This is a genomic window from Sphingobacterium suaedae, from assembly GCF_042684625.1.
GTDB classification, from domain to species: domain Bacteria; phylum Bacteroidota; class Bacteroidia; order Sphingobacteriales; family Sphingobacteriaceae; genus Sphingobacterium; species Sphingobacterium suaedae.
Window position 1 is genome coordinate 508,384 of the sequence record NZ_JBHULR010000003.1, and the last position, 16,696, is coordinate 525,079.

14 protein-coding genes, 3 tRNA genes and 1 riboswitch are annotated in these 16,696 nt (G+C 43.1%); of the genes, 9 read left to right on the forward strand and 8 right to left on the reverse strand.

The window, feature by feature from the left end:
* The 6 genes from ACFSR5_RS05600 to ACFSR5_RS05625 all read right to left on the reverse strand — a co-directional run bounded on the left by ACFSR5_RS05600 (position 1) and on the right by ACFSR5_RS05625 (position 7,659).
* Positions 1 to 447 carry a DoxX family protein gene (locus tag ACFSR5_RS05600; RefSeq protein ID WP_380901572.1) on the reverse strand — a complete coding sequence of 149 codons (447 nt, stop codon included), beginning with the start codon at positions 445 to 447 and terminating at the stop codon, positions 1 to 3.
* Positions 448 to 620: 173 nt separating this feature from the next.
* Positions 621 to 3,794, reverse strand: coding sequence for an efflux RND transporter permease subunit (locus ACFSR5_RS05605; protein ID WP_380901574.1), 3,174 nt, complete (start codon positions 3,792 to 3,794; stop codon positions 621 to 623).
* Positions 3,795 to 3,812: 18 nt separating this feature from the next.
* Positions 3,813 to 4,871: an efflux RND transporter periplasmic adaptor subunit gene (locus ACFSR5_RS05610; RefSeq protein ID WP_380901576.1), complete on the reverse strand. Its 1,059-nt coding sequence runs from the start codon at positions 4,869 to 4,871 to the stop codon at positions 3,813 to 3,815.
* A gap of 11 nt (positions 4,872 to 4,882) precedes the next feature.
* The gene (locus tag ACFSR5_RS05615) at positions 4,883 to 6,229 is read right to left on the reverse strand and encodes a TolC family protein (RefSeq protein ID WP_380901578.1); all 1,347 of its coding nucleotides are present in this window, start codon (positions 6,227 to 6,229) and stop codon (positions 4,883 to 4,885) included.
* A 21-nt stretch (positions 6,230 to 6,250) separates the two neighbouring features.
* On the reverse strand, positions 6,251 to 6,856 hold the full coding sequence (locus ACFSR5_RS05620; RefSeq protein WP_380901580.1) for a TetR/AcrR family transcriptional regulator: 606 nt from the start codon (positions 6,854 to 6,856) through the stop codon (positions 6,251 to 6,253).
* A 140-nt stretch (positions 6,857 to 6,996) separates the two neighbouring features.
* On the reverse strand, positions 6,997 to 7,659 hold the full coding sequence (locus ACFSR5_RS05625) for an NUDIX hydrolase (protein WP_380901582.1): 663 nt from the start codon (positions 7,657 to 7,659) through the stop codon (positions 6,997 to 6,999).
* A gap of 135 nt (positions 7,660 to 7,794) precedes the next feature.
* On the opposite strand from ACFSR5_RS05625, the gene pfkA reads away from it, so the two are divergent.
* Genes pfkA through gap form a run of 3 tightly spaced genes read left to right on the forward strand, consistent with a single transcriptional unit; the run spans position 7,795 to position 10,646 of the window.
* Positions 7,795 to 8,790 carry a 6-phosphofructokinase gene (gene pfkA / locus ACFSR5_RS05630; RefSeq protein ID WP_380901584.1) on the forward strand — a complete coding sequence of 332 codons (996 nt, stop codon included), beginning with the start codon at positions 7,795 to 7,797 and terminating at the stop codon, positions 8,788 to 8,790.
* 7 nt (positions 8,791 to 8,797) lie between these two features.
* Positions 8,798 to 9,646 (forward strand): hypothetical protein, encoded by an 849-nt coding sequence (locus ACFSR5_RS05635; protein WP_380901586.1) that lies wholly within the window; start codon positions 8,798 to 8,800, stop codon positions 9,644 to 9,646.
* Between the two features lie 4 nt (positions 9,647 to 9,650).
* On the forward strand, positions 9,651 to 10,646 hold the full coding sequence (gap, locus tag ACFSR5_RS05640) for a type I glyceraldehyde-3-phosphate dehydrogenase (protein ID WP_380901588.1): 996 nt from the start codon (positions 9,651 to 9,653) through the stop codon (positions 10,644 to 10,646).
* A gap of 112 nt (positions 10,647 to 10,758) precedes the next feature.
* On the opposite strand, the gene mnmA is transcribed toward gap, so the two are convergent.
* On the reverse strand, positions 10,759 to 11,850 hold the full coding sequence (gene mnmA / locus ACFSR5_RS05645; RefSeq protein WP_380901590.1) for a tRNA 2-thiouridine(34) synthase MnmA: 1,092 nt from the start codon (positions 11,848 to 11,850) through the stop codon (positions 10,759 to 10,761).
* A 181-nt stretch (positions 11,851 to 12,031) separates the two neighbouring features.
* Here mnmA and ACFSR5_RS05650 point away from each other — a divergent pair.
* The 6 genes from ACFSR5_RS05650 (at position 12,032) to ACFSR5_RS05675 (ending at position 16,505) form a co-directional block, all read left to right on the forward strand.
* A tRNA-Phe gene (locus tag ACFSR5_RS05650) sits at positions 12,032 to 12,107 on the forward strand.
* A gap of 36 nt (positions 12,108 to 12,143) precedes the next feature.
* Positions 12,144 to 12,219: transfer RNA gene (locus tag ACFSR5_RS05655), tRNA-Phe, on the forward strand.
* 36 nt (positions 12,220 to 12,255) lie between these two features.
* Positions 12,256 to 12,328: transfer RNA gene (locus ACFSR5_RS05660), tRNA-Phe, on the forward strand.
* Positions 12,329 to 12,548: 220 nt separating this feature from the next.
* Positions 12,549 to 12,661: riboswitch (SAM riboswitch) on the forward strand.
* Positions 12,662 to 12,898: 237 nt separating this feature from the next.
* Positions 12,899 to 14,206 (forward strand): O-acetylhomoserine aminocarboxypropyltransferase/cysteine synthase family protein, encoded by a 1,308-nt coding sequence (locus ACFSR5_RS05665; protein WP_380901592.1) that lies wholly within the window; start codon positions 12,899 to 12,901, stop codon positions 14,204 to 14,206.
* Positions 14,207 to 14,237: 31 nt separating this feature from the next.
* Positions 14,238 to 15,296, forward strand: a complete 1,059-nt coding sequence (locus ACFSR5_RS05670; protein ID WP_380901594.1) for a homoserine O-acetyltransferase family protein — start codon at positions 14,238 to 14,240, stop codon at positions 15,294 to 15,296.
* A gap of 27 nt (positions 15,297 to 15,323) precedes the next feature.
* A complete protein-coding gene (locus ACFSR5_RS05675; protein ID WP_380901596.1) occupies positions 15,324 to 16,505 on the forward strand; it encodes a homoserine dehydrogenase in 1,182 nt (393 codons plus the stop codon).
* On the opposite strand, the gene ACFSR5_RS05680 is transcribed toward ACFSR5_RS05675, so the two are convergent.
* The coding region (locus ACFSR5_RS05680) for a hypothetical protein (protein ID WP_380901598.1) at positions 16,472 to 16,696 on the reverse strand (225 nt) is incomplete at its 5' end. The genes ACFSR5_RS05675 and ACFSR5_RS05680 overlap by 34 nt on opposite strands.

Below are 16,696 nucleotides of genomic sequence, written 5' to 3' on the forward strand. Positions count from 1 at the left end.
TTAAATATCCCGTGCGTATCCGGGCTTATTCATCATTTGATCTAAGGAATACTTTCCGGATCCCGTGACAAGAAACACCAAAAGTAAGACGAATACGACTAATGAAAGCCAAAACTCAGAATTCAGAAAACTGAAGCCATTCGTAATATTAACGAAAAAGACCGCACCAATTAAAATAGGAATCTGCACCAGAGCCGCAAAACGAGTCTGGAAACCCAACATGATAAAAAGTCCGCCGACCAAATGGGCAAACACAACGTAGTGTACAGCAGACCAGATCGAAAGTTGAAAATGCGTTTGTCGAATAAGTTCGGCTACGGCCTCCCTATCGCCAATAAAACTAACACCTTTTGCAAAAATAATGATCCCCAACATGATGCGTAAGATATCCAGCCAACGCGGGTGATGATTATCTCCCCACCGTTCAATTTTTTGGACTAGATTCATAATAGACCTCCTTTTTTTATGGGTTAAAAAATATACCTATATGGTGTACTATGCCATTTTTCGATTTACAGACAGGTTTATATGGAAGCAGGAGCAAAAATCGTGCTTAGTTTTCACTAAAAAAATAGGCCAGCATGCGGGATGCTGGCCTAATAATGTTTTAGAGACGCTAATTAGTGTTTGACGGCCATTTCGTCGACATAGTCTTCATTCTCTTCATAGTCAGCAGTCATCATTTCTGCGTAGTTCAACTTTTTCTTCTTTCCGAATCGTCTGCCTAAACTGTCGAAAATAGAGTACACTACCGGCACGACAACCAATGTCAAGAATAAGGAGGATAAAAGACCACCAATGATGACAATCGCCAAACCACGGTTCATGTCAGCTCCGTCACCCTGTGCTAACGCAATAGGCACCATACCGATTACCATGGCAATCGTTGTCATAAGGATCGGACGGAAACGAGCGTGGTTGGCTGCGATCAACGCATCATACGTACTTGCTCCAGCATCTTTCTTATGATTGGCAAAATCCACCAGCATGATGGCATTTTTAGCGACCAGACCGATCAGCATGATAATCCCCAATATGGTGAAGATGTTTAACGACTGATTTGCCAACGCAAGTGCCAATAACGCACCGATAAACGACAATGGGATAGAGAATAAAACCACGAATGGCGTTACGAAGTTGTCATACAATGCGACCATAACCAAGTAAACTAACATAATGGAGGCTAGCAATGCAATCCCTAACGTACCAAAACCTTCTTCTTGGTTTTCCATGTTTCCTCCCCACTTGTAGGACACCCCCGGCTTTAATTGTACCTTTTCAAATTCGGTTTGCCAGTCGGCTGCTACGGATCCCGCCGGACGACCGACGACCTGCGCCTGTACCGATACCGAAGGTGATTTATCACGGCGCTCCAAGAGAGTCGGTCCCGAAGTATACGATACATCGGCAAACTGCTCCAAACGTATTGCCTGTCCTTCATTATTGATAAACTTCAAGTTCTGTACGTCGCCTATGTTACCGCGCCCAATTTCATCGAAACGGATGTTGATGTCGTACTCTGTATCTCCCGCTCGAAATTTCGTATCTGTATTTCCCGAGAACGCTGTTTGCATGGTCATCCCCACGGTGGACACGTCTAGACCGAGCGACGTCATTTTGTCACGATCCACTTTCACACTAATCTCCGGATTACCATCTTCAGAAGTCAACTTAATTTCAGACGCACCGGACACGTTACGGAGCAGATCCGCAAATTTACGCGCGGTTTCCAACGCATCCTCCTGCGACGACCCAATTACCGTAAGCATTAAAGGAGCTTGCTCTGCACCCATAATACCCATGTTTACGGTTTTGATCTTTGCACCTACCAATACATTTTCCATCTCCCGCTTCAACTTAGCGGAATACACTTTTGTTGGTTCAGTTTTGTTAAAGCCATCCGCTAGGATAATATGAATTTCTGATTTATATTTGGTACCAGAGGTATTCATCATCCCGTCAGACGCCTGACCCACAGTCGTAATTGTGCGTTCGATTTCCGGTTTTTTCGACAAATATGCTTCCGCTTTCTGCGTCATAAAGTTTGTTTGCTCGAGCGACGCGTCCTTGTTCATTTCTATTTGCAAATAGAATTCTCCTTTATCATTTCCTGGAAAGAAATCCGAACCGATATAACCTTTTCCGACTAAAACAAATGACGCTATAAGCAATACCAAAGACACCAACAATGTAATCACTTTATTCCAACGGCCTTTCAGGGCCCATTCTAAAATACCGGAAATCCAATGCGTTAATTTAGTAAGCCCCGCTTCGAAACCGTGAAGAATACGACCAAAGAACGTGTGCTTGTCGATATGGGAAAGCTTGCCGATACGGGAATACAACCAAGGAACAACCGTAAAAGACACCAACAAGGACAACAACGTCGATACGACGACTGTTACACAGAATTGGCGTAGGATATCCGATACCAGACCAGAAGATAACGCGATCGGCAAGAATACAACAACAATTACAAGCGTAATCGCCGATACGGTGAAACCAATTTCTTTTGCACCGTCGTAAGCTGCACGCACCTTATTCTTACCCATTTCCATGTGTCGGTGGATATTTTCAATAACCACGATGGCATCATCGACTAAGATACCGACGACAAGGGACAAGCCCAACAGGGACATCAGATTCAAGGTATAACCAAGGATATTCAAGAAAATAAACGTAGCAATTAAGGACAACGGGATCGCCACTACCGCGATGAATGCATCGCGTAAACTGTGTAAGAAGAATAACATGATGAACGCGACTAAACCAATTGCAATCATTAAGTCGTGTACCACGTTGTCAGCAGCCGTCAAGGTGTATTCGGTCGTATCGTTTGCAATTTCCACCTTTACATTTTGTTGCGTGTAATCCTTCTGAACCGTGCCGATCATACCGCGAACAAATTCAGATACCTCTACCGCGTTCGCATCCGATTGCTTATACACCTGCAACATAATCGTATTTTGGCGATCGATACGCGATATCTTCTCGACGTCTTTGATTCCATCCTGTACATCAGCCACGTCACTCAAACGGATCATTACTCCTCCAGGTGTTTTGACGGGTAGATTACGTAATTCATCAATCGATGCAAATTTACCAGACAAACGCAGTGTAGTTTGGTTGTCGCGCGTCTTCACATTTCCTGTCGGGAAATCCAAGTTCGAGGCGGCAATCGTTTGCTGCAATTGCATAATTGATAAGCCGTAGCCCTCTAATTTATCTGGATTTACGCTCACCTGAATTTCGCGTTCCTCACCACCGATCATATCCACCTTAGCAACACCATTTATCCGCGCGAAGACCGGCTGAATTTTTTGGTCTAACAAATCATACAGATCCTTTTCCGACAATTTTGAGGTGACCGAGAGGTTCATAATCGGTACGTCATCTAAGGAGAATTTAGAAAGCGCTGGTGTCTCCACGTCGTCGGGCAGCTCGTTCACCACCGCATTGATTTTCCGTTGAGCATCCGTCAATAAGAAGTTAACGTCGGCTCCGGTGTTTAAGGTGATCATCACGACGGATACAGACTCCATCGATTTAGATTCAATTTTTTTAACGTTCTCCAAACTAGCGACCGCGTCCTCAATGACCTTTGTGACCGAAGTCTCTACTTCCGAAGGTGCAGCACCGGGATACACCGTTTGCACAGTGATAACGTTCACTTCAAATTTCGGTATCAGCTCATACCCCATTTGGGTATACGAAAAGATACCACCAAGCGTCAGTATTATAAATAATACAATAATGATGCTTGGTCTCTTTATAGATATTTCTGCAATTTTCATCGACTAGATTTCAGCTTATTATTTAATAATTTGAATCGGTGTTCCATCCAGTAAATTAATCTGACCGGATGTTATGACTTGTGTTCCTTTCTCGACTCCCGAGATAATTTCGATATAATCGCCGAAACTTCGGCCTGCCACGACTGTTTTTAACACCGCCTTGCCGTTTTCTACGATAAATACCTGATTAGAACTTACACTACCCACAAATGCAGTACGTGGCACGGTCAAAACGTTCACCACTCCTTCGCCTCCGAAATAAGCAGTTCCATACATCCCGGCTTTCAGATCATTTGCCGTGTTGTTCCTAATTTCCAATTCTACCGGAAAGTTAAGGCTAGCATCCGCTTTGGGCGCAATAAACTTTACGGTACCATTGAACGTTTGATCTGGCAATACAGTGGATTCGACTTTGATCGATTGTCCGACCTTCACTTGTCCGATGTTTTTCTCATCAACATTAACCAATAACTTCAACGTGGAAACATTCACAATCTCAAACATCTCTGTTCCAGCGTTTACATATGATCCAGGTTCAATACTTCTTTTATTAACAACACCAGCAAAAGATGCGGTGACATTTAAATCAGATGCTGAGATCTGGGCTGTTTTCAAATTATTTTTTGCATTTTCTAACTGTAGACGTGCCTGTTCGACTTGCTGCTGGGTAACTCCTCCCGTGGCATATGCACTTTCAAAGCGAGACAGTTCCGATTTTGCATTGTTAAAATTTGCTTGTGCATTGTTGACGTTGATCGACTGTTTGTCGCCGTTTACGATGGCCAACGTTTGCCCCGCGCGTACAAAATCTCCTTCGTCGACCAATACGCGAATTACGCGGCCTGCAGCTTCCGCAGCCAGCTTAACCTCTTGTTTGGGCGCAAAAACGCCATTACTGATGTACTGTGCATTTACCTCACGCAAGTCTGCCACATCCGCGCGCACAGCGACAGCCGCATTTTTCTCGGCAACGACCGCAGTCTGAGCTTCGTTCTTCGCTTTATTCTTGTTCAACAAAAACATAATACCTGCTAATGCTGCTGCGATGATAACTACCGCAATTATTACTCGTTTCATATAAAAGTTAGTTATTCGTTTACTAGTGTTTTTAAATTCCCCTTTGCTTTTATGAGTTGCACCTCTGCTACTTTGTAGTTTAGCAATGCCGTGTTATAGTTCGTTTGCGCATCTGCATACGAATTCTCGGCGTCCAACAGCTCTGTTAATGTTGCCAAACCGTTTCTATAGTTATTTTGTGTATTGTCCAATACTTCCTTAGCCAGTTTCACATTGGCCTGACTTGAATTTATGGTCAATAGGCTATTTTTTATTTGTGTTCTGGCATTTTCATTGGCCATGTTCAACGCTAATTTCGTATCTTGTAAATCAGCTTTCGCTTGCAGGATCGCTACATTTTTTTGACTGATCTGCGCTTTTGTTTTCCCTCCATTGAAGATCGGTATACTCAAATTAAGCCCTAATCCCGAAAATCCGGACCAATTCACCCCTTCATTTTTCGAAAAAATCGGAAACGTTTGTCCCATTCCCAAATAACCTAGATTACCCGTAAAGGAAAGTGTTGGATAGTAGTCGGCGATGGCCGATTTTTTATCCAGCTCCAACAACTCCGTTTGCTTTTCCAAGAGACGAACTTCGGTACGTCCTTCCACGTCGACTTGTTGAAGCTCGAGGATTTCTGCGTCGATCGCAAATGTTTCTTTCGGCATGTCAATAGGTTGAGAAACGTCCATTCCTATAGCAAATTTCAATGCATTTTCTTGAATTTCTGACGTATTTTTTGCCTGTTGAAGCTGTGCCTGTAAATTGTTCACCTGCACAGTCGTTCTGTCCAAGTCAATTCGCTTTGCCAGCCCCGCATCCACCAGTCCCTGAATGACTTTTCTATTTTTCTCTGTATTGGCCAAATTGGTTTCAATAGTCTCCTCCTGCAAACGCGATTGAAAAACTTGGTAATAGGCATTGGCCACTTTTTCAATGAGCTGTTCATCTGTCAGATCTTTGTTAATCTGATAAAATTCACGGGTCGTACTTGCCGCTTTTAGCCCCGTGAATAAAGCCTGATTAAAGATCTGCTGATTCACGGTGAGCGTCGCGTTCGACTGCCATTTCTGCCCAAAAGCTACCATGACCGTAGTACCTGGCTGACCGATAAGATCCCCTGGCAATGCACTCTTTTGCAGCATCGGGTTATAGGTCAACGTTCCGGATCCACTCACTTGCGGAAGAGCCCCAGACCGGACCTCATCAATTTTATACTGTGCATTGTCCACATCCAGTTTCGCCTTTTGGGCGTCTACCTTATTTTCCAATGCAAACTTAACGGCTTGTTGCAACGTTAAAGTTTCCTGCGCTTGTGCATACCCCCATGAACCAAGCAGCCCTACCGTTAAAACACTCAAAAATTTGAATTTCATCTTCAAAAGATTATCTAAAAACTAATTTTTACTTATTAATTTATTACTAAACATAAATTTAGTCACCCGCTTCTGACTAGCTAAAATCTCGTCCACATTATATGCGTTCGGCATACCCGACAGTACATCGGCCACGCTGCGGATCAGGCTCAGTCCTTTAATCACCTCTAAGTAAGAGGTTGCAGCCTCATCTACGTCGTCTAGCACGATTTCGCGTGCATCGACCGCGCGCTGAAACAATTCGCGCATCACCACCACATCTTTATTGTGCATCTTCTCCAGTACTGTACCCACACCTTGCCCCTTAATCCATTCGAGGTTTTCACTAATGTGTAAGACGTAATACTCCTTTAAATACTCTGCCCGCAGCTCCAAAAGTTGAAATAAAATAGTCAATAAGTTTTCACTATACGTATCCAACAGCTTATATTCATTACGAATGATGTCTTCTGAAATAAATACCAAGACGTCTTTAATCAAGGAATTTTTATCCGGGTAGTAGTAATATAGGTTAGCCTTAGTTATGTTCAGATCGACAGCAATCTCGCTCATGGTCGTTTTATTAAACCCATAATGCGCAAATCTTTTTAATGCCACTTGGACGATCTGATCTTTCTTCGTCTCCATTTTTTACCTTTATACTTTTTGACTTTTTTCTAAAAACGTTCAAAAATATAAAAAAGCTACATAGCTACAAAGAAACAATTCGAAAAGAATTGTAATTTAACAGTAAATTAACAATGGATATCGTATTGACGCAGTATGCTTTACTCCATACCGATTTGCTTTTGAAACTTACGTCGGTCGAATTTATAGAGGCGTGCAGCACGATAGGATACGCCTTTCTGTACCTCTTGCAGTTCTTTCAGAAATCCAGCATTTGCGATCTTTTTTCTGAAGTTGCGTTTGTCAAGAGACTTGCCTAAAATGGCTTCGTACGCTTGTTGTAGTTGTGTGAGGGTAAATTTTTCTGGCAGTAATTCGTATACTACGGTCGAGTAATTCACACTTTCTTTCAGTTTTCGTAAGCTTTGTTCTATAATTTGGTAATGATCGAATGCCAACTCGGGCAAGTCTTCTATCGAAAACCACTTCGCTTGTCTCATGTACGATGTAATCGGTTTAATTTTCGATTTTACATCTTCATATTTAACGATTGTCGAGAATGCTACAGTCAAGATACGGCCCTGCGGATGGCGCTTGACCCCGGCAAAGGCTCCAAGCTGTTCCATAAAAATATCTTTAAGACCAGTATGCTCGTATAAGATGCGCTTCACCGCATCTTCCATCTCTTCATCTTTTTCGACGAAAAATCCGGGTAAGGCCCACCAATCTTTATATGGATATTCATTCCGTTCTGTCAATAATAGCTGAAGCTTTCCCTCGTTAAAACTGTATATAACACAATCTATTGTAAAATGAGTCTGCAAAATAATCTCAAATTTAAGTCTTCGTTTAAAAACGTTTGTTTGTAACAATCTTCCCCAATTATATCACAATAATCCAAAAAAAGCAAAAAAAATTTAATAGTGTAGAAAATACACACTATATTCGTAATACCTAAAATGAGTAATCGAGTGAAAGAAATAACAAGAATAGGTGTTTTTACGTCTGGGGGAGATGCTCCTGGCATGAATGCAGCCATTCGTGCTGCCGTACGAACAGCCTTATACCATGGCAAACAAGTGACCGGAATTTATCACGGTTATCAAGGGATGATCGAGAATTCGATGTTCGATATGAACAGTAGGTCCGTAAGTTCTATCATTCAGAAAGGAGGTACCGTTCTGAAGACCGCACGCTGTATGGAGTTTAAAACCCCCGAGGGAAGAGCGCAAGCGTATAGGAATCTGCAAGCTGCAGGTGTAGACGCGCTGATCGCTATTGGCGGAGACGGCACCTTTACGGGTGCGGAAATATTTTCCCGAGAACATGATATCCCGGTGATGTGCATTCCGGGCACCATTGATAATGATTTAAACGGGACGGATCTTACGATAGGCTATGACACGGCAAATAATACGGTCATCGATGCCATCGATAAAATCCGTGATACAGCAGCCTCGCACAACAGGCTATTCTTCGTTGAAGTTATGGGCCGAGACTCTGGTTGTATTGCATTAAATGCCGGCGTTGCTGGCGGCGCAGAGGCGATCATGCTCCCAGAGAAAGACACCGCTATTGACGAACTTATCGAAATGTTGGAACATGGCGCCGATCGCAATAAGTCATCCATGATCGTTATCGTGGCTGAAGGCGATAAAAACGGAGGCGCAACCAATGTTGCCAAACGAGTGAAGGAAAAATTTGATTATTTTGACACAAAAGTTAGTATCTTAGGACATCTTCAACGTGGAGGAGCTCCCAGTAGCGCGGATCGCGTCTTGGCAACCCGAATGGGATACGCAGCGGTCAACGAACTGTTGAAAGGAAACACGCGTTCGACGATCGGAATACGTGGATCGGAGATGGTCACTACTCCACTAGAAGAAGCTTTAAGCAAAAAAGAGCTTAAGTTGAACGAAGATTTGGTAGAGATTGCAAAGATAATGGCTATTTAATATTGGTATGATTGTAGTTGTATTTAGTGGTTCCCGATATGCCGATTGGCGCATTGCCGACAAAAACCGTGTGTTACATGGGTTTCGCACCTCGGGTATTAATTCGTATATTCAGGACGAACGCTACATTCTACAGCTGCTTAACAAGAGTAATCACCTTATTAACAATGCCGAGAAAATCCGTAAGATCTATTTTTTTGGAGCTGGAGCATCTTCTGTTGACCGACAAGAGAAGATTGAGAGGGTATTCGCCCAGTTTTTTAAAAATGCCAAAGTGAAAGCTAGCCACGATGTGTTGGCCTCGGCGATTTCAACCTTTGGCGACGAAAAAGGCGTTGTTGGCATAATCGGCAGTGGCTCCAATGCAGCCTATTACAATGGAAAAAAGCTACTCCCGAACAATTACGGCTTAGGTTACATCTTGGCTGATGAAGGATCCACGAATTGGTTGGGTAGGCAGTTGCTTAAAGACTTCCTGACCGAAACCATGCCTACGGGAGTTCGCGAGAAACTGCTGCAAAAATACAACCTCGACAGGCGTCTTATCTTAGACCGAGTATATTACAATCCTAATCCTAACCTTTTCCTAACAAGCTTTGCAGACTTCATCTACGATAATAGAGAAGAGCCTTATATGACACAGCACATAAAAAAAGGGTTAGAGATCTATGTAAAAACCTATTTGCTTCCCTTATCGGAAAGTTATCCTGATAGTCAGTTCAATTTCACAGGTTCAGTCGCAAACAACTACGCCGATTGGCTTCGTGAAGTGGGTAGCGAATATGGGTTAAATATAGGTTCGATTATTAAAGAACCAGTTCAAAATCTAGTAAAGTATTACATTAATAAAAATTAGTAAAATGAAAATTGGAATTAACGGATTCGGCCGTATTGGCCGTTTAGCATTTAGAGCAGCGATTAACCGCAGCGATATCGAAATTGTTGGAATCAATGATTTGGTAGAACCGGATTATCTAGCATACATGCTTAAATATGATTCGACACATGGGAAGTTCGACGGTACAGTTGAAGTGAAAGACGGCCATCTAATCGTGAACGGCCAAACTATTCGTATTACTGCCGAAAAAGATCCAGCCAACTTAAAATGGGACGAAGTAGGTGCCGAGGTGATTATCGAATCTACAGGCTTCTTTTTAACGAAAGAACTGGCGCAGAAACATATTGATGCTGGTGCTAAAAAAGTAGTGATGTCTGCTCCTGCTAAAGACGACACGCCTACTTTTGTTATGGGAGTCAACAACAAAGAGTTAAAAGCAGAATACACGATCGTTTCCAACGCTTCTTGTACCACAAACTGTTTAGCACCTATTGCTAAAGTATTGAACGACAATTTTGGTATTGTTGAAGGTTTGATGACGACCGTACATGCGGTAACAGCTACGCAAAAAACTGTAGACGGACCTTCTGCGAAGGACTGGAGAGGTGGTCGCGGAGCCTACCAAAACATTATACCTTCTTCTACAGGAGCGGCGAAAGCAGTAGGTCTTGTTCTTCCAGAGCTGAAAGGTAAATTGACCGGTATGTCCCTTCGTGTACCAACAGCAGATGTTTCTGTTGTCGATTTAACAGTTCGCTTACAAAAAGGAGCTTCTTACGAAGATATTAAAAAAGTAATGAAAGACGCTTCTGAAGGTGAGTTGAAAGGCATTTTAGGATATACGGAAGATGAAGTCGTATCTTCGGATTTCTTGGGAGATGCTCGTACATCTATCTTCGACGCTAAAGCGGGTATTTCCTTGAATGACAATTTCGTCAAAGTTGTTTCTTGGTACGATAACGAGTGGGGGTATTCCAACAAAATCATCGACTTAGCACAAGAAATCGGCAAATTGTAAGAAGCCGATTCTTTTTCATAAAAAAGGACTGTTAAGACAGTCCTTTTTATTTTATGTATTGGGCCACTGGTAATGCATCGTTCAGACGATATATGCACGGGCTGCAAGACAGTTACTTCATTAGGAATCCGCCTCCCAGTAGATCATTACCTTCATAGAATACAGCCGATTGTCCGGGCGCAATACCTTTAACGTTGTGTGTAAAATCGACTTGCATTACATTTCCCCGTTGCGTCAGGATCGACTGGGCCCCTGCGTCCTTATAGCGAATTTTTGTCACGGCTTCCATGGGTTCACTAAGTGATGCATACTTGATTAAGTTGATATCACGCACAAGGGCTTGTGATTTTTCCAATTCGTGCTCTTCTCCCAATACGACAGAATTGCTCTCCGGTAAAATCTCAATAACAAACATAGGTTTGCCTAATGCGATACCCAATCCTTTACGTTGTCCGATTGTAAAATATGGATACCCAATGTGCTTCCCAACCACCGTACCATCTGCCAAAATAAAATTTCCTGGTCCGATTTCTTCATCTAACGTCGGTCGTTTGTGTCGAAGGAAAGCCCGATAATCGTTATCCGGGACGAAGCAAATCTCGTAACTTTCTGACTTTTGCGCCAGCTCCTCTTGTCCCATTTCTAAGGCCATCTGGCGGATTTCTTTTTTTGTAAAATTCCCTAATGGAAACTGCGTTCGGGCCAAATTTTCCTGCGACACGCCCCACAGCACATAAGATTGATCCTTATTTTCGTCCCTCCCTTTAGAGATGACGTATCGACCATTGTCGTGCATACGAATATTCGCATAATGTCCGGTCGCAATAAACTCACAGTCCAATTTATCCGCGCGTTTCATCAATGCTGACCATTTGATGTGGGTATTGCAAAGGACACAAGGATTTGGCGTGCGTCCGGCAATATATTCGTCTACAAAATTGTCGATGACATAATCACCAAATTCGTCGCGTATGTCCAATATATAATGAGGGAAACCATATCCTACGGCTAGAGAACGAGCATCGTTTATACTATCGAGACTGCAACAGCCGGTTTCTTTCGAAGAGCCACCGGCGGATGCATAATCCCAAGTTTTCATCGTAATGCCAATGACCTCGTAGCCCTGCTCATGCAACATAACGGCTGCAACTGAACTATCTACTCCGCCACTCATTGCAACCAAAACTCTACCTTTTTTACTCATACTAATTTTGTGAAGTGCAAAGATAGCGTATTTGACTCAGTGCAGTGTTTATTTGATGTAATTTTATCTTGATCAGAATCAACCAGTTGAAAAATGCACTAAAAATAATTAGAACAAAAGTTTTAGAATTCAAAAAAAGACCCTAGATTTGCAACGCAACAAAGGAAATCAATGTTGTAACGGTGCCATAGCTCAGTTGGTAGAGCAAAGGACTGAAAATCCTTGTGTCGCTGGTTCGAATCCAGCTGGCACCACCAAAATCTGAGAGTAACAGATTCCAAACAAAAACTTAAGGTGCCATAGCTCAGTTGGTAGAGCAAAGGACTGAAAATCCTTGTGTCGCTGGTTCGAATCCAGCTGGCACCACCAAAATCTGAAAGTAACAGATTTCAAACAAAAACTTAAGGTGCCATAGCTCAGTTGGTAGAGCAAAGGACTGAAAATCCTTGTGTCGCTGGTTCGAATCCAGCTGGCACCACGAGAAAGCCTCTTCATTAAAAGAGGTTTTTTTTATTAGGAATGTTCTGCGAATACCATGGTCTTCTTCAAACAGCCGCATGATGCTTCCCCAACGGAATCTCATGGCGGGTTATCAAACTGGATTCCAAATAAAATTTGTATTCTATTGAAAAACGGTTATATTTGCGGAGTACTTCGATAGTGGTACCCTAATCAACACCTTCCGAAAGCTAGGTCTTGATTTATAAAGAAGTGGCGAGAGACTGGCTCGATGACCCACTGGCAACCTTCAATAGCATTGAAAAGGTGCCAATTCCTGTCCAAAGTAATAATGCTTTGGAGCATATAAATGACATAAGACAATGATAGCACTTACAACAGTACATTCTTATACGGCATTTTTATACCCTAGACGCATAACAACAGGGAACATGGTTTTGACTACGCGAATGCGTTAGTCGTTCCCGGCCACACAAGGTAGGACGAACTCCCTCCTATTCCATGGCCTTATGCCCGAACGACCACCCTCCCCTTTGTCCCTGGAGTATACCGATATACTATTTAGTAAACCTTTAAAATATTCTATACTATGTCATCAAATAGAAACTTAAAATTCGAAACCCTGCAAGTTCATGCAGGTCAGGAAGTTGACCCTACAACAGGCTCAAGGGCTCTTCCCATTTATCAAACAACATCCTATGTGTTTGAAAATGCGGAACACGGAGCCAACCTGTTCGCCTTAAAGCAATTTGGAAACATCTATACTCGTATTATGAACCCCACTACCGATGCGTTCGAAAAGCGAATCGCAGCGCTTGAAGGTGGTGTCGCTGCCCTCGCTGTCGCTTCGGGACAGGCAGCACAATTTATTGCCTTGACGAATATCTTAGAAAGCGGTGATAATTTTGTGGCGGGTTCAAATCTGTATGGTGGTACCTATAACCAATTTAAGGTATCTTTTAAGCGTTTAGGTATAGAGGCTCGATTTGCGGCCGATAGCGATGCCGAACAAATTGAGCCGTTAATTGACGAACGCACTAAGGCAATTTATGTGGAAACTATCGGGAATCCAAGCTACAATATTCCGGATTTCGAAAAAATTGCGGCATTGGCAAAGAAGTATGATCTTCCGCTTATCGTAGACAACACCTTTGGTGCAGGGGGCTACCTCTTTAAGCCATTAGAACATGGCGCTCATATCGTCGTTGAATCGGCTACGAAATGGATTGGTGGACATGGGACAAGTATAGGCGGTGTCATTATTGATGGTGGCAATTACAACTGGGGAAATGGCAAATTTAAACAATTCTCGGAGCCGTCTGAGGGATATCATGGACTGGTGTTTGCCGATGTATTTGGTCCAAATGGCCCTTTTGGCAACATACAATTTATCATACGTGCCCGTGTGGAAGGCTTACGCGACTTCGGTCCGGCCTTGTCGCCATTCAATTCGTTCTTACTTGTACAAGGGCTTGAAACGTTGTCCCTTCGTGTACAGCGACATATAGACAATGCACTGGAGATCGCGCAATGGCTAGAAGCGCATCCGCAGGTTGAAAAAGTCAGTTATCCCGGACTTAAAAGCCATCCTTACCATCAAAACGCGCAGAAATACTTGAAAAATGGATACGGATCTGTGTTATCTTTTACGATTAAAGGCGGCGCAAGCAAGGCCGATGAATTTATTGATGCACTGGAATTAATCAGTCACCTAGCCAATGTGGGCGACGCGAAAACATTAATTATACATCCAGCAGCGACGACCCATCAACAATTGTCTGAAGAGGCACAACAAGCTGCGGGCGTATACCCGGGGCAATTGCGATTATCAGTTGGTATAGAACATATAGATGATATTAAACAGGACATACAACAAGCTTTTGATAAAATTAATTGAGAACGTCCTTCGTGGATAATGCATGGAACACATGAGTTTGAGAATACATAAATCGGCAGACGCATTTTTGTTGGAAAGCGGAGCAAAGCTCGACGAGTTGACCATTGCTTATCACACGTATGGCGAACTGAACGACCGTAAAGACAATGTGGTGTGGGTTTGTCATGCCTTAACAGCCAATTCAGATGTGCTTGATTGGTGGCCTGGATTGTTTGGCGAGCATGAGTTGTTTAATCCAAACGATTATTTTATCATTTGTGCCAATGTTTTAGGATCGGCTTACGGGACTACTAGCCCATTAAGTATCAACCCGCAGTCGGGTAAACCGTACTACTTAACCTTTCCACAATTTACAATACGGGACATTGTACGTGCCAATCAGCGGTTGGCCGACCATCTGGGCATTACGACTATCGATATTCTGATCGGAGGATCTCTCGGTGGGCAGCAAGTGCTGGAGTGGACTGCAGCTAAAACCATTCGCATCAACCGTTTGATTGCTATCGGCACCTGTGCACAGTCTTCTCCATGGGGCATCGCATTCAATGAAAGTCAGCGGTTGGCGATAGCGGCAGACGCTACTTTTTATGAGGACCGTCCAGATGGTGGTTTTTCTGGACTCAAAGCCGCACGAAGCATCGCGTTGCTTTCTTACCGGAACCACGATACCTATACGGCTACCCAACAGGAAACAGACACGGATAAGATCGACGAGTATCGGGCTTCGTCCTACCAACGTTATCAAGGAGACAAACTCGTCCGTCGTTTTAATGCATACAGTTATTGGTATCTGACAAAAGCCATGGATAGCCATCATTTGGGTCGGAATCGGGAATCTGTGGCACAAACGCTGGCGGATTTCGAACCGGAGACTCTCGTGATCGGGATTCCAACAGACGTACTATTTCCATCGGTAGAACAGGAGTTCATTGCCCGCCACATCCCGCGTGCCACGTATTATGAACTACATTCACGGTATGGACACGATGGCTTTCTTATCGAAACCGCCACATTGACCGATATTATTGGAAAATTTCTACAGGAAAGCGAGGCCACACCGCGCGGTATAATACACGAAAAAACAGTTTAAGACAACATATATAGATAGAGAAAAACAATGAGTAACAAATTAATCATCGGCATGTTTGGGTTTGGAGTTGTAGGGCAAGGATTGTACGACATTATAAAAACAAAAAAATTAAACCTAGAAATCAAAAAGTTCGTCATCAAAAATGCAGATAAAAAGAGAAGTCTGCCGGCGGAGTTATTTACGACAGATGCCGAGGCGATCTTGGGCGATACCGAAATCAATACCGTGGTTGAACTCATCGACGATGCTGAGGCCGCTTTTGAGATTACCAAACGCGCATTGAAATCTGGGAAGAATGTGGTGTCGGCCAACAAAAAAATGATTGCTACACATCTGGAGGAACTGGCCGAGATCCAACAAGAATATGGTACTTCCCTCTTGTATGAAGGTGCTGTCTGTGGAAGTATACCTATCATTCGCAATTTGGAAGAATATTATGATAATGAGCTTCTCCATTCCGTGAGTGGTATTTTCAACGGATCCTCCAACTATATTTTGTCAAAGATCTTTAATGAAAACCAAAGCTACGACACCGCATTACGTAAAGCCCAGGAATTGGGTTTCGCAGAAACAGATCCGACGTTGGATGTGGGCGGTTATGACCCGAAATATAAGTTAGCCATTGTAGCTTCCCATGCTTACGGTATCTACGTTGATCCAGAAACCATATTGAACTTAGGTATCGACAAACTGGGTGAGCAAGACATCCGCTTCGCTAAAGAAAAAGGGTTCAAAATCAAGCTTCTTCCTTTGGCAAAAGAAATCGATCCCAATCAAGTGGTACTCTATGTATTGCCCAAATTTATCCATAGCGACAATATTCTGTTTAATGTGGAAAATGAAAACAACGGTGTCCTGGTAAAAGCAGCTTTCGCCGATGAGCAGTTTTTTTATGGTAAAGGTGCCGGGGGACACCCAACGGGCTCAGCTGTTTTATCCGACATCACAGCATTGCGTTACGGCTATCGTTATGAATACAAGAAACACCTAGACGCGGGGCAAATTGCATATAATACCGATTACCAATTGAAAGTCTATTTCCGTTATGCAGAAGAAGAAACGTTATCCCAATTGCAGTTCAATTCCATATCGGAGCGTTTTTATGGCGAGAACTTCAAATACGTGATCGGCGAAATCAACTTAAATGAGATCATAAACAAACGGGCTATTATCCATCAAACCGGAAATTTTCTGGCCGAAATTCTGTAAAAATGATACTGCACTTCGGATTGCTTCAGGGTTGTATTTGGTTTGACGGGAAGAATATCTAGTGATCCATGGTGCGAACGCTTGGACGACAACATAAAGCCCGCGTTTTCATCGTTTTCCTTCGAAGACGATGAATGCCGCCTGAACGGTACACCCACGAGGGCGTATCGTTCAGGCGGCTTCTCCTTAGG